Source organism: Caballeronia sp. AZ7_KS35, assembly GCF_023631045.1.
Taxonomy (GTDB): Bacteria; Pseudomonadota; Gammaproteobacteria; order Burkholderiales; family Burkholderiaceae; genus Caballeronia; species Caballeronia zhejiangensis.
Map to the genome: position 1 here is coordinate 58,121 of NZ_JALQDV010000007.1, position 13,113 is coordinate 71,233.

Below are 13,113 nucleotides of genomic sequence, written 5' to 3' on the forward strand. Positions count from 1 at the left end.
CGCTTATGCGCGTTTGCGGCGCGTCGTCTTGCGTGCCGGACGCGCGGTTTCCTCGCCGCTTTCGTCGCCCGAATCGTCATCGGATTGCGCGGCCTTGCCGCCGCGTTTCGCCGCGCCGCCTTTCTTCAGGCTGCGCTTGAGCAGTTCGGACAAGTCGAGGATGTCGGCGGATGCCTTTTCCTCGCCACCTTCGTCAATCTTCATCACCTCGGCGACCTTGCCTTCCTTCACCTTCCTGTCGACGAGCGCCATGATGTCGTCCTTGAAGGTGTCGTGATACTTCGTCGGGTCCCAGGTGTCGCTCATGTCGTCGATGAGACGCTTGGCCATTTCGAGTTCCTTCGGCGTGACGCCGGCCTTTTTCGTGTCTTCGTCCGGGAACTTGAACTGGCTGAAGTCGCGCACTTCGTCGCCCCAGCGCAGCGTGTTGAGCGCGAGCGCGGGGCCGACCGGAATCAGCGCCGCCAGATGCTGCTTGTTGTGCAGCACGACGCTCGCGATGCCGACCTTGCCCGTATCCTTCAGCGCATCGCGAAGCAGCGCGTAGACCTTTTCGCCTTTGCGATCGGGCGCGAGGTAGTACGGCGTATCGAGCGAGAGGAACGAGATCTCGGGCGCATCGACGAAGGCGAGAATATCGACCGTCTGCGTCGATTCGGGATTGGCCGCGCGGATTTCGGCGTCGGTCATCACGACGTACTTGCCCTTCTCGTATTCGAAGCCGCGCACGATGTTGTCGCGCGTGACTTCCTTGCCCGTGTTCTTGTTGATCTGCTTGTAGCCGATCGGGTCCATCGAGCGCTTGTCGAGCAGGTTGAAGCCGACCTTCTCCGACTGCGTCGCCGGATAGAGTTGCACGGGCACGTGGACCAGCCCGAAGCTGATCGCGCCTTTCCAGATCATGTGCGGCATTGCGGCACCTTCGCTGTCGGATCGAATCGATGGATACGCTCGGGAACATGCGCCCAAGCGTTTCTGCGCGCTGTTTTCAGCGCGGCATCGACAAGAATCGCACAAAGCGTGCCAAGCGGCGCGGGCGTGCGGACGCACGGCGCGCCGGGTCGCCCGCGCTTGCGTGCAGCCGTTCATCTGTAAGCTTTACTGAGGATGAGTTTGCGCGACAAGTTTGCGCGGTTCGGAAAACAAGACAGTTAGTTGCGTATGCGGCATCGAAAAAACGCGCCGGGAAGGCTGGCGCGTCCATCGAGTTACTTGCGGCTCGCGGTGACGGTCAACTGCGTGCCGTCATCGAGCGTGACGGTTTTCTTGGAGCCGGTAGAAGTCGGCATCGAGAAGCGCACGATCTGGCTGAAGCGATTATCGACGGGACATTGCAGGCTCTTGCCGCCCACGGTCACCTTGCTCGTGCCCTTCGGCGCGTACGCGCGAAAGCTGATCTGCACGTTCGCCGCGCCGTTGTCCGCGACGACCGGCGCGAAGCGGATCTGCACTTGCCGCACCGCCTGCCCGTCGGCGCTTTTGGGCACCGACGCCGCCTGCGGGCACCCGTCCGGTACGGCCTGCGCGCCGCTCGGCGCGGTGCCCTGCCAGGTGAAGTCGTCGGTCTGGCCCGAGCGGATGGTGCGCGTTTCCTGCTCGTTGCCGAAATTCTTCGACGCCATCTTCACCGTGTACTTGATGGGGCCGTCATTGGGCGCTTCGGAGAGAACCTTGATGCCTGGCGTCGCGTGGGCGGTCGCTGCGAACAGCGCGAGCGCGGCGACGGAAACGATGCGACGAACGATCAAACGACGATTCATGCCGCCACCTCCGTATCGAGCGCTTGGAAGGAAAGACCGGCGCCGCGAAGCGCCGGCAAGCTGTAGGGCCGATCCAGTCTAGCGCCCCGCCCGCTGGCTCATCCTAGTGGAAAACCCGCGTGAGCAGCAACGTCGATGATGTTCGTCAACACATTCGTCAGAAGCCGGTCAGCACGAGCTTGCCGACCGTGCGCCCTTCTTCCAGAAGGCGATGCGCCTCGCGCAGATTCGCCGCGTTGATCGCGCCGAGATTCTTCCCGAGCGTCGTGCGGATGGTGCCTGCGTCGATCAGCCGCGCCACTTCGGACAGCAGCTTGTGCTGCTCGATCATGTCGGGCGTCTTGAACATCGCGCGCGTGAACATGAACTCCCAGTGAAACGCCGCGCTCTTCGCTTTCAGCAATTCGACGGGAACGGGCTGCGCGTTCTCGACGATCGACGCGATGCCGCCTTGCGGCTTGATGACGTCGGCGGCCGCGGGAAAATGCTTGTCGGTGTCGTTGAAGATCAGCACGTAATCGACTTCGGGAAAGCCGATTGCCTTCATCTGCTTCGGAATGTCGTCGAAGTGATTGACGATGTGATCCGCGCCGAGGTCTTCGGCCCATTTCGCCGATTCGGGCCGCGAGGCAGTGGCGATCACCTGCAATTTCGCGACGCGCTTCGCCAGCTGAATGCCGATCGAGCCGACGCCGCCCGCGCCGCCGATAATCAGCACCGACTTGCCCGCGTCCTTGCCTTCCGCCGACACGCCGAGCCGCTCGAAGAGCGCTTCCCACGCGGTGATCGTCGTGAGCGGCAGCGCGGCGGCGTGGGTGAAATCGAGCGATTTCGGCTTCGCGCCGACAATGCGCTCGTCGATCAGATGAAACTCGCTGTTCGCGCCTTGACGCGTAATGTCGCCCGCGTAGTAGACCGGATCGCCGGCCTTGAAGAGCGTCACGTCCGGGCCGACCGCTTCCACGACGCCCGCCGCGTCCCAGCCGAGCACGCGCGGCGTCGCCTCGACCTTGTCTTTCGGCGCGCGCACTTTCGTGTCGACGGGATTGACGGCGATCGCTTCGATTTTCACGAGCAGATCGCGGCCGGTCGGCGTGGGCTTGTCGAGTTCGATATCGACGAGCGATTCGGGATTGGAAATCGGGAGATAGCAGGTCAAACCGATGGCTTTCATTTTTTGCTCCGTCGTGAGTGGACTGGATTCGATCTTAAAGTGCGATCGGTCTTTCGAAAACCGTCATAATCGCTGAAACATTTTTCGGGAAATCCATCGAATGGCGAGCGATCCTGTAACGGAAGACACGACGCGCGAGCGGCTCGATCTGCTCGACGTCGGCCTTTTTGTGCGCGCGGCGGCGCTGGCGAATCTGTCGGCGGCGGCGCGGGAATTCGGCTTGTCGCCGGCGGTGGCGAGCGCGCGCATCGCCGGGCTGGAGCGCATGCTCGGCACGCGGCTTCTGCATCGCACGACGCGGCGGGTCTCCGTCACGCAGGAAGGCGAGATTTTCGCGGCGCGCGCGCGCGAACTGCTCGACGCCGCCGAAGCCGCGCGCGCATCGGTCGGGCGCGCGCGGGCGCATCCGCATGGCCGGCTGCGCGTGACGATGCCGTCTTCGCTCGGCCGCCAGCACATCTCGCCGCTGATTCCGGCGTTTCTGCGCCAGTTTCCCGGCGTGACCGTCGATTTGCGCATGACCGATCAGATCGTCGATCTCGTCGATGAAGGCATCGACCTCGCGATCCGCATCGGCGCGCTGAAGGATTCGACGCTCGTCGCGAAAAAGCTCGCGAGCAACCGGCGCGTGCTGTGCGCATCGCCCGCGTATCTCGCCGAACACGGCACGCCGCGCCATCCCGCCGATCTCGTCGATCACGAATGCGTGATCCTCGCCGATCAGCGCGACTGGAGCTTCGTCACGCCGACGGGCGTCATCGACGTGCGCGTGTCCGGGCGCATCGTGACGGACAACGGCGAAGTGATCCGGGATGCGCTCGCGGCGGGCATCGGCATCGGCCTCAAATCGACGTGGAGCGTCGCGCCCTTGCTCGCGAGCGGCGAACTCGTCACCGTGCTCGACGATTACCCGCTCGCGCAGACCGTCGCGATCTGGGCGGTGTATCCGAGCCGCGCGTTCGTGCCGCCGAAGACGCTCGCGTTCATCGACTTCCTCGCAGTACAGTTCGGCGAGCCGCCTTACTGGGATGTCGATCCGGCGCGCGTGCAGCGCTGAAGGTTCTTTACAATGGCGGTTTCGCCGCCCTTTCCTGCTCTTTTTGATGAACCTCGTCATTCAAAGTCCCAGCGCCATTTCCGATTCGCATCTGCGGCCGCTCGCGGCGCTCGCACGCGCCAAAGAGACGCAGCGCGTCGACGACACCCTTCTGCGTCTCATCGACGCCGATCCGCTGCAGCGCCCCGACATCGACGCTTATTGCGGCACCCATGCGCTCGATTACGCCTTTATCGAAGCGAACGCGAAGCTCGCCGATTTCGGCCTCGTCGCGATGGACATGGATTCGACGCTCATCACGATCGAGTGCATCGACGAAATCGCGGATTTTTGCGGGCTGAAAGCCGAAGTCGCGGCAATCACCGAAGCGTCGATGCGCGGCGAGATCAAGGACTTCAACGAGAGCCTCACGCGGCGCGTCGCGCTCCTCAAAGGTCTCGATGCAAGCGCGTTGGAACGCGTCTACGAAGAGCGCCTGCAACTGTCGCCGGGCGCGGAACGCATGCTCGAAGGCGCGCGCGCGGCGGGCCTGAAAACGCTGCTCGTGTCGGGCGGCTTCACGTTCTTCACCGAGCGTCTGAAGGCGCGGCTCGGCCTCGATTACACGCGCGCGAATACGCTCGAAATCGTCGATGGGAAGCTGACCGGCAAGGTCGTCGGCGAGATCGTGAACGCGGATGTGAAGGCGCGCACGCTCATCGAAACGTGCGCGCAGATCGGCATCGATCCGAAACGCGCGATCGCAATGGGCGACGGCTCGAACGACCTGAAGATGATGGCGGAAGCCGGATTATCGGTCGCGTTCCGCGCGAAGCCGGTCGTGCGGCAATCGGCGAGTCTCGCGTTCAACTTCGTCGGACTCGACGGCTTGTTGCGGCTCTTCTGATCGATGTGAAAACGGCGCCTTCGGGGCGCCGTTTTCATTCAGGCGAACGCCTTGGCGAGCGCGGCTTCGAGATCCGCGCGCAAATCCGCTTCCGCTTCGAGACCGACGTAGAAACGCACCAGCACGCCTTCGTGCGGCCATTGCGACGCGGTGCGCATCGAGCGGATGTTGTACGGCATCGCGAGGCTGTGCGCGCCGCCCCAGCTCCAGCCGATCGAGAACAGTTCGAGCGCTTCGACGAACGCATCGACTTGCGCGCTCGTGTAGCGGCCATCGAAGACGATCGAAAACAGCCCGCCCGCGCCGCCCTTGAAGTCGCGCGCAAAGAACGCGTGGCCGGGACAATCCTCCAGCGCCGGATGCAGCACCGCCTTCACTTCGGGCCGCGTCTTGAGCCACTGGGCGAGCGCGTACGCGGTGCGGTCGTGCGCTTCGTAGCGCACTTTCATCGACGGCAGGCTGCGCAGCACGAGCGACGCATCGTCCGCCGACACGCCGATGCCCATACGCATCCGCGCGCGTTTGAGCTTCTTGTGCAGTTCCTCATCGCGCGTGATGGTCGCGCCCATCAGGATGTCGCTGCCGCCCGACTGATATTTCGTCAACGCCTGCACGGAAATGTCGACGCCATGCTCGAACGGCTTGAACGCGAGGCCCGCGGAAAACGTGTTGTCGATCGCCGTGACGATGCCCTTCGCGCGCGCGACGGCGACGATCGCCGGCACGTCCTGCACTTCCATCGTCACCGAGCCGGGCGCTTCGAGCCAGATCAGCTTCGTGTTCGGACGGATCGAATCGGCGATGCCCGCGCCGGTCATCGGATCGTAATAGGTCACTTCCAGCCCGAAATCGGCGGCGAGCCAGTCGGCGTGATCGCGATTCGGACCGTAGGCGTTGTCGGGCACGAGAACGTGATCGCCCGCTTTCACGAGACCGAAGTAGATGTTGGAGATCGCGGCGAGCCCCGACGGCTGCAGCAGCGCGAATTCGCCGCCCTCGATCGCGGCGAGACGCTGCGCGAGCGCGATGGTCGTCGGCGTGCCGTGCAGGCCGTAGCGCCACTTCGAATCGTCGCTCCAGACGAGCGAGCGCATCGAGGCGAGATCGGGAAACACGACCGTCGATGCGCGCGCGACCGGCACCGAGAACGACTCGAAGCCGGGCGTGATGCGGTCTTCAGGCTGAACGATGCGGGTTTGCAGATCGCGGTCCTTGCTGCTGGAATCAGTCATGGCTTTGCAATACGGAATGAAAAGAGACCGCCGCCGGAACGCCCGGCGGGGTGAAGACAGAGCGAATCATTCGCCGATGATGACGTTGCTCGTGCCGCCCACGGCATTCTTGGGCGGCGCGGGCGGCGCAGGTTCCAGCGACGGCGCGGGCGGCGCCTTCGCGGTGCCCGTCGCGGGCAAGGTCTTGCCGGCCGCGGCGGGCCGCAGATCGAACGGCTGCGGGTTCGAATCGTCCGGGTTCATGCGCTCGCCGGACACGCTGCCGTCCGCCGCGAACTTGCCGACCCAGTTGCCCGTGATGTGCGTGCCGTCGTTCGATTCCTCGATTTCGAGCGTGTCGCCGTCGCGGTCGCCCGCGACGAGAATCACGTTCGGGCTGCCGGCGAACCGGTACTCGCCGTGCACGCCGGAGGGCTCGTCGGTTTTCGCGCCGAGTTTCATCTCGATCTGCTTGTCGCCGAGCGTGCCGACGTAGCGCGGAAACTTCGCGTACTCCGGATTCGGCGTGAGCGGCTTCTGCGGCGGCAGCGCGAGTTCCTTGATCGCGGCTTGCGCGCCGTGCGCGTCGGCACCCGCTGGCTCGCGTGCGTTCTGTGCCTGCACGCCGGTCTGGCCCGCCGGCATCGGAGAATTGCACGCGGCAAGCGCGGCGAAGATCGTCAAGGCCGCGACCGTCCGCGGCCCTTTCATGCTTGGCATCATCCGTGAGTCCTTCAAATGCGCTCGAAGATCGCCGCGATGCCCTGGCCGCCGCCGATGCACATCGTCACGAGCGCGTAACGCCCGCCGATGCGCTGCAGTTCGTACAACGCCTTCACGGTGATGAGCGCGCCGGTCGCGCCGATCGGATGCCCGAGCGAAATGCCCGAGCCGTTCGGATTGACCTTCGCGGGATCGAGCTTCAGTTCCTGCGATACGGCGCACGCCTGCGCGGCGAACGCCTCGTTTGCTTCGATGACGTCGAGATCGTCGACGGAGAGGCCCGCGCGCTCCAGCACCTTCTGCGTCGCGGGAACCGGGCCGATGCCCATGATCTTCGGATCGACGCCCGCGTGCGCGTACGCGACGAGCCGCGCGAGCGGTTTCGCGCCGCGCTTTTCCGCAAGCGAGCGCTCCATCAGCACGACGGCCGCGGCCGCATCGTTGATGCCCGACGCGTTGCCCGCCGTCACCGTGCCGTTTTCCTTCGCAAAAACCGGCTTGAGCTTCGCGAAGTCTTCGGCGGTGGCGTTCAGGCGAACGTGCTCGTCGCGGTCGAACACGGTGTCGCCTTTCTTCGAAGCGAGCGTGATCGGCAGAATCTGATCCTTGAAATAGCCGGCTTCGATCGCTTTCGCCGCGCGCCGGTGCGATTCGAGCGCGAGCGCGTCCTGCATCTCGCGCGTGATGCCGAACTTCGCCGCGACGTTCTCGGCCGTCACGCCCATGTGGATCTTGTCGAACGGGTCGTTCAGCGCGCCGACCATCATGTCGACGATGCGCGTGTCGCCCATGCGCTGGCCGAAGCGCGCGGCGGGCATGATGTACGCCGCGCGGCTCATGCTTTCCGCGCCGCCGCCGATGGCGACATCGGCATCGCCGAGCAGAATGGACTGCGACGCCGACACGATCGCCTGCAAGCCCGAGCCGCACAAACGGTTCACCGTGAGCGCGGGCGCATGCTGCGTGACGCCGCCGTCGAGCGCCGCGACGCGCGCGAGATACATGTCGCGCGGCTCCGTATGCACGACGTTGCCGAACACGACGTGACCGACTTCATCGCCCGCGACGTTCGCGCGGGACAGCGCTTCGCGCACGACGCGCGCACCGAGATCGGTCGGGCTGAAGTCCTTCAGCGAACCGCCGAAATCGCCGATCGCCGTGCGCACGCCGCTTACCACCACCACTTCACGTTGCATGTTGTCGTCTCCTTCGTTTGAGGTTCGGCTATTCTGCCAGCGCGCGCTCGACCTCGTCCTTTCGCGGGATCGGCGCCACTGCGCCAAAACCTTGCGTCGACAAAGCCGCGGCGACGTTCGCGTAGCGCGCCGCGGCGAAAGGATCGTCGCCTGCAACGATGCGCGCGATGAACGCCCCGCCGAAGCAGTCGCCCGCCCCGGTCGCATCGACCGCCTGCACGACGCGGCCCGGCACCACGCGCCGCTCGTCCGGCGTCGCGATATACGCGCCTTCCTTGCCGAGCTTCAGCGCGACGACCTTCGGACCGAGTTTCAGCAGCGCATCGACGATCGCGTCTTTGTCTTCGTGGCCGGTGAGCAGCGTGACGTCGTCCCAGCTCGGCAGGCAGATGTCGGTTGCGCGGATCGCTTCGAGCATGACCGCGCGGGCGCGCGCGAGCGGCCACAGCTTCAGGCGCAGGTTCGTGTCGAAGCTGACCTTGACGCCGTGCGTGCGCGCATGGTCGATCGCGGCGAGCGCGGCATCGCAGGCGGCCACGCCGATCGCGAGACTGATCCCCGACAGATGCACGACCTTCGCGGCGGCGATCGCATCGAGCGGCAAGTGCGACGGCGCGTAGCGGCTCGCCGCCGAACCCGCGCGCAGATAGTCGAAGCGATGCCCGCTCTCGCCGTGCGACACGAAATAGACGCCCGTGGGCGCATCGTGATCGACGCGCACCGTCGACGTATCGACGTTTTCCGCGCACCACAGATCGAGCAGCAATTGCCCGAAGTGATCGTTGCCGACCGCGGACACGAAGCCCGTCGCCGCGCCCTGGCGCGATGCCGCGATCAGGAAGTTGGAGACGTCGCCGCCGAAGCCTTGCAGATAGTTCGGCTGATCGCGCGTCGACTGATTGAACTCGATCATGGCCTCGCCGAGCGCGAGGACGTGCGGCATCCCTGGCATGGCTTTAGACCTCGCCCCAGAGATCGTGGCCATCGGCGCCGGTGATCTTCACCGACACGAAGTCGCCGGCCTTGTAGCGCTTCGATGCCTTCGTCGTCGGCGCGATGTACACGACGCCGTCGATTTCCGGCGCGTCCGCCGCCGTGCGGCCGATGCCGCCTTCCGCGCCCACTTCATCGACGAGCACTTTGAGCGTCTTGCCGACCTTCTTCTTCATGCGCTTCGCGGACAGTTCTTCCGCGAGTTCCATGAAGCGCGCGCGGCGATCCTCGCGCACTTCGTCGGGCAACGCGCCGTCGAGTTCGTTCGCCGTTGCGCCTTCGACCGGCGAATACGCGAAGCAGCCGACGCGATCCAGATCCGCTTCCTTCAGGAAATCCAGCAGCGTCTGAAACTGCTCTTCCGTCTCGCCCGGAAAGCCCGCGATGAACGTGCTGCGAATCGTCAGATCGGGACAGATTTCGCGCCATGTCTTCACGCGCTCGAGCACCTTTTCCGCGTTCGCCGGGCGCTTCATGCGCTTCAGCACTTCGGGATGCGCGTGCTGGAACGGCACGTCGAGATACGGCAGAACGTGGCCGCGCAGCGGGCCTTCGGCCATCATCGGGATGACTTCGTCGACGCTCGGATACGGATACACGTAATGCAGGCGCACCCACGCGCCGTACTGCGCGGCGAGTTCGCCGAGCGCGCCGACGAGCTCGGTCATGCGCGTCTTGAGCGGCTTGCCGTTCCAGAAACCCGTGCGGTATTTCACGTCGACGCCGTACGCGCTCGTGTCCTGCGAAATCACGAGCAGTTCCTTCACGCCGGACTTGAACAGATTTTCGGCTTCCAGCATGACTTCGGCGACGGGGCGCGAGACGAGATCGCCGCGCATCGACGGGATGATGCAGAACGTGCAGCGATGGTTGCAGCCTTCCGAAATCTTCAGGTAAGCGTAGTGGCGCGGCGTCAGCTTGATGCCGGCGGGCGGCACGAGATCGGTGAACGGATCGTGCGGTTTCGGCAGATGCGTATGCACCGCGTTCATGACTTCGTTGGTCGCGTGCGGACCGGTGACGGCCAGCACTTTCGGATGCACTTCCTCGATGAGGCCCGAACCGCTCGCGCTCTTTTTCGCGCCGAGACAGCCGGTCACGATGACCTTGCCGTTCTCGCTCAACGCCTCGCCGATGGCGTCGAGGCTTTCCTGCACGGCTTCGTCGATGAAGCCGCAGGTGTTGACGACGACGAGGTCCGCGCCGTCATAGGTGCCGGAGATTTCGTAACCTTCGGCGCGCAACTGCGTCATGATCTGCTCGGAATCGACGAGCGCTTTCGGGCAGCCGAGCGACACCATGCCGATTTTCGGCGCGGGCTTCGTCCTGGCGAGTGAATCGATTGAATCGATTGAATCTAAAGAATTTTTCACGGGAAGAGTGTCTTGTGGGAACGCAAGAGGCCAATCCACTATTTTACATCGGCGAGCCGCCGACACGGCTCGGCCCCCTTTTCCTTTGTCTCATTCCGATTGAAGCTGGCGCGCAGCAAACTCGAGCGAATCCGCGGCTTCCCGCGTCTCTCATTGCTTCGAATCACACATCGGTTTCATGCTCGACTACTCAGCGCTGCGCCATTTCAATCCGCTCTTCATCACGCCCTGCTACTCGGGCCAAGTGACGTCCGGCTACGCCACCAGCATGCTCACGCTCACCAACGAGCTCTGGCGCCTCGGCGTGCGAGGCTCGATGCGCATCTGCGCCGGCGAAAGTCTCGTCACGCGCGCGCAATGAAGCCGTCGCGCATTTTCTGATGCATACGGAGCACACGCATCTCTTCTGGATCGGTGCCGATATCGGCTTCACGCCGGAGCAGGTGCTGCGTCTGCTGCTCGCGGGTCGCGATGTCGTCGCCGGCGTGTATCCGCTCAAGCGCATCGACTGGACGGGCGAGATTCCCGCCGGGCTCACGCAAGCGCAGTTTCTCGAACGCGCGTTGCGCTATCCGGTGAATTCGCATGACGGCGCGCGCCTCGAAGTGGACGACGACGGCTTCATGAAAGTGGACGAGGCGCCGACGGGCTTCATGTGCATACGCCGCGCGGTGCTCGAAACGATGATCGCGCGCATGCCCGAGTTGCGCTACGTGCCCGACGCGCCGCCGGATTCGCCGTTGCACGGCTACTGCCATCGTTTCTTCGACGTGATGGTCGAGCCGGAAACCGGGCGCTATCTTTCCGAGGACTACGCGTTTTGCCGCCGCTGGCGCGATTCTGGCGGAAAGGTGTACGTGGATGCACGCTCGACACTGGAGCACCACGGCGCCTATACGTATCGCGGCCATTTCGGCGCGGCGCTGGCGTACGATTCGACGAGAGCCGTGGGCGGGCAATGAACGGACGGCGCGCGAGCGCTCACGCCGAGGCGCGCAAGCCTCGACGCCCGCACGCGCCCTCGAACCGGACTACTTCTTTTCCGTCGACGAAGGCGTGGGCGTCGGGAACGGAAACGTGTTGAACATCGACTTCGCCTGCGACTGCATCTGCTCCTGCATCTGCACGAACATGTTTTTCGACTGCTCGATGTAGCTCGTCATCATGCCCTGCATCATCGGCGCCTGCATGTTCATGAACTGCGACCAGACTTCGGGGTTGAGCGCGTTGCCGTCGTAGATGCCCTTGCTCTGCTCGGTCAGCTTCTGCTGGATGTCGATGAACGCCTGGATGTTCTTCTCCAGATACGTGCCCATCATGCCCTGCATCGCGTGGCCGTAGAAACGGATGATCTGCGAGAGCATCACCGACGAGAACATCGGCAGGCCGCCGCTCTCTTCTTCCAGAATGATCTGCAGAAGGATGCTGCGCGTGAGGTCGTCGTTGGACTTCGCGTCGAGCACCTTGAAATCTTCCTGATCGAGCACGAGCTGTTTTACATCCGACAACGTGATGTAGGTGCTCGTTTCCGTGTCGTACAGCCGACGGTTTGGATACTTTTTGATGAGTCGTTCGGCGGGTTTCTTTGTAGTAGTAGTGGTGGTCATTTAACGCCTTTAAACGCAAAACTTTACTGCGATGGCAGCAAGCAGGTCTTGCGTTGTCGCAAAAAAGCGCTGCTGCATGTTCGCCGCATCGTTGATAAATCCGGCGAGTGGTGACTTCCCGCGCGCGTTTCGGCGTCGCGGGAAGCCGCCGCCCGTCAGCCCATATGCAAGCCGCCGTTCAGCGAGAAGTCCGCGCCGGTCGCGAAGCCCGATTCTTCGGACGCGAGCCACGCGCAGATCGAGCCGATTTCGTCCGGGGTGCCGAGACGGCGCACCGGAATGGTCGCGACGATCTTCTCGAGCACTTCCGGACGGATCGCCTTCACCATGTCCGTGCCGATATAGCCCGGCGACACGGTGTTGACCGTCACGCCCTTCGTGGCCACTTCCTGCGCGAGCGCCATTGTGAAGCCGTGAATGCCGGCCTTGGCGGTCGAGTAGTTCGTCTGGCCGAACTGGCCTTTCTGCCCGTTCACCGACGAAATGTTGATGATCCGGCCCCAGCCGCGCTCGACCATGCCGTCGATGACCTGCTTCGTCACGTTGAAGAGGCTCGTCAGGTTCGTGTCGATGACGGCGGTCCAGTCTTCGTGCGTCATCTTGCGGAACACGACGTCGCGCGTGATGCCCGCGTTGTTCACGAGGACATCGATCTCGCCGACTTCGGCCTTGACCTTGTCGAACGCGTTCTTGGTCGATTCCCAGTCGCCGACGTTGCCTTCCGAGGCGATGAATTCGAAGCCGAGCGCCTTCTGGTCTTCCAGCCATTTCACCCGGCGCGGCGAATTCGGACCGCAGCCCACGACGACCGTAAAGCCATCTTTAAGCAGGCGCTGGCTGATGCTGGTGCCGATGCCGCCCATCCCGCCGGTTACATACGCTATACGCTTCGCCATTCCTCACTCCATTTTCGTTATGCGGACGGCGATCTCCTTGCCGCCCGCTGGCCCTTCCCAATCCCGCCAGTGACTATCTGTGACTTATTACGGACGTTCCACCGCCAGCGCGACACCCATGCCGCCGCCGATGCACAGCGACGCCAGACCCTTCTTCGCATCGCGCTTCTGCATTTCGTGCAGCAGCGTGACGAGAATCCGGCAGCCCGACGCGCCGATCGGATGACCGATCGCGAT

At 64.0% G+C, this 13,113-nt stretch carries 14 protein-coding genes and 1 pseudogene; 4 read left to right on the forward strand and 11 right to left on the reverse strand.

The genetic code is table 11. The annotated features are described in order from the left end of the window. Window positions 1-3: 3 nt before the first annotated feature. From ku to NCT05_RS09355, 3 genes are all read right to left on the reverse strand, one after another. Entirely contained in the window at window positions 4-912 is a 909-nt protein-coding gene (ku, locus tag NCT05_RS09345) for a non-homologous end joining protein Ku (protein WP_008349424.1), read from the reverse strand. A gap of 296 nt (window positions 913-1,208) precedes the next feature. Beyond that, entirely contained in the window at window positions 1,209-1,760 is a 552-nt protein-coding gene (locus NCT05_RS09350) for a DUF6013 family protein (RefSeq protein WP_008349423.1), read from the reverse strand. Between the two features lie 157 nt (window positions 1,761-1,917). Beyond that, window positions 1,918-2,934, reverse strand: a complete 1,017-nt coding sequence (locus NCT05_RS09355) for a zinc-binding alcohol dehydrogenase family protein (RefSeq protein ID WP_250502174.1) — start codon at window positions 2,932-2,934, stop codon at window positions 1,918-1,920. Window positions 2,935-3,034: 100 nt separating this feature from the next. On the opposite strand from NCT05_RS09355, the gene NCT05_RS09360 reads away from it, so the two are divergent. Then, a complete protein-coding gene (locus tag NCT05_RS09360; protein WP_034473407.1) occupies window positions 3,035-3,991 on the forward strand; it encodes a LysR family transcriptional regulator in 957 nt (318 codons plus the stop codon). Window positions 3,992-4,037: 46 nt separating this feature from the next. After that, complete coding sequence (gene serB, locus NCT05_RS09365; RefSeq protein WP_008349420.1) at window positions 4,038-4,877, forward strand: phosphoserine phosphatase SerB; 840 nt, start codon at window positions 4,038-4,040, stop codon at window positions 4,875-4,877. Between the two features lie 38 nt (window positions 4,878-4,915). On the opposite strand, the gene NCT05_RS09370 is transcribed toward serB, so the two are convergent. From NCT05_RS09370 to rimO, 5 genes are all read right to left on the reverse strand, one after another. Further along, a complete protein-coding gene (locus NCT05_RS09370; protein WP_008349419.1) occupies window positions 4,916-6,109 on the reverse strand; it encodes a cystathionine beta-lyase in 1,194 nt (397 codons plus the stop codon). Between the two features lie 66 nt (window positions 6,110-6,175). Next, window positions 6,176-6,799 carry a hypothetical protein gene (locus tag NCT05_RS09375; protein ID WP_144403838.1) on the reverse strand — a complete coding sequence of 208 codons (624 nt, stop codon included), beginning with the start codon at window positions 6,797-6,799 and terminating at the stop codon, window positions 6,176-6,178. A gap of 23 nt (window positions 6,800-6,822) precedes the next feature. Beyond that, window positions 6,823-8,007 carry a beta-ketothiolase BktB gene (gene bktB, locus NCT05_RS09380; protein WP_250439818.1) on the reverse strand — a complete coding sequence of 395 codons (1,185 nt, stop codon included), beginning with the start codon at window positions 8,005-8,007 and terminating at the stop codon, window positions 6,823-6,825. A 28-nt stretch (window positions 8,008-8,035) separates the two neighbouring features. Continuing rightward, complete coding sequence (locus NCT05_RS09385; protein WP_033537160.1) at window positions 8,036-8,959, reverse strand: sugar kinase; 924 nt, start codon at window positions 8,957-8,959, stop codon at window positions 8,036-8,038. 4 nt (window positions 8,960-8,963) lie between these two features. Then, window positions 8,964-10,301: a 30S ribosomal protein S12 methylthiotransferase RimO gene (gene rimO / locus NCT05_RS09390; protein ID WP_051079027.1), complete on the reverse strand. Its 1,338-nt coding sequence runs from the start codon at window positions 10,299-10,301 to the stop codon at window positions 8,964-8,966. A 250-nt stretch (window positions 10,302-10,551) separates the two neighbouring features. Here rimO and NCT05_RS09395 point away from each other — a divergent pair, with 250 nt between their 5' ends. Then, window positions 10,552-10,734, forward strand: coding sequence for a hypothetical protein (locus tag NCT05_RS09395; protein ID WP_250502175.1), 183 nt, complete (start codon window positions 10,552-10,554; stop codon window positions 10,732-10,734). Between the two features lie 19 nt (window positions 10,735-10,753). Beyond that, window positions 10,754-11,335: a hypothetical protein gene (locus NCT05_RS09400; RefSeq protein ID WP_250502176.1), complete on the forward strand. Its 582-nt coding sequence runs from the start codon at window positions 10,754-10,756 to the stop codon at window positions 11,333-11,335. A 69-nt stretch (window positions 11,336-11,404) separates the two neighbouring features. Here NCT05_RS09400 and phaR read toward each other — a convergent pair whose 3' ends face one another. The 3 genes and pseudogenes from phaR to NCT05_RS09415 all read right to left on the reverse strand — a co-directional run. Further along, window positions 11,405-11,980, reverse strand: coding sequence for a polyhydroxyalkanoate synthesis repressor PhaR (gene phaR / locus NCT05_RS09405; protein ID WP_033537161.1), 576 nt, complete (start codon window positions 11,978-11,980; stop codon window positions 11,405-11,407). 155 nt (window positions 11,981-12,135) lie between these two features. Next, window positions 12,136-12,876, reverse strand: coding sequence for a 3-ketoacyl-ACP reductase (locus NCT05_RS09410; protein WP_008349413.1), 741 nt, complete (start codon window positions 12,874-12,876; stop codon window positions 12,136-12,138). 87 nt (window positions 12,877-12,963) lie between these two features. Continuing rightward, window positions 12,964-13,113 (reverse strand): annotated as a pseudogene (locus NCT05_RS09415) (acetyl-CoA C-acetyltransferase); the annotation flags it as partial.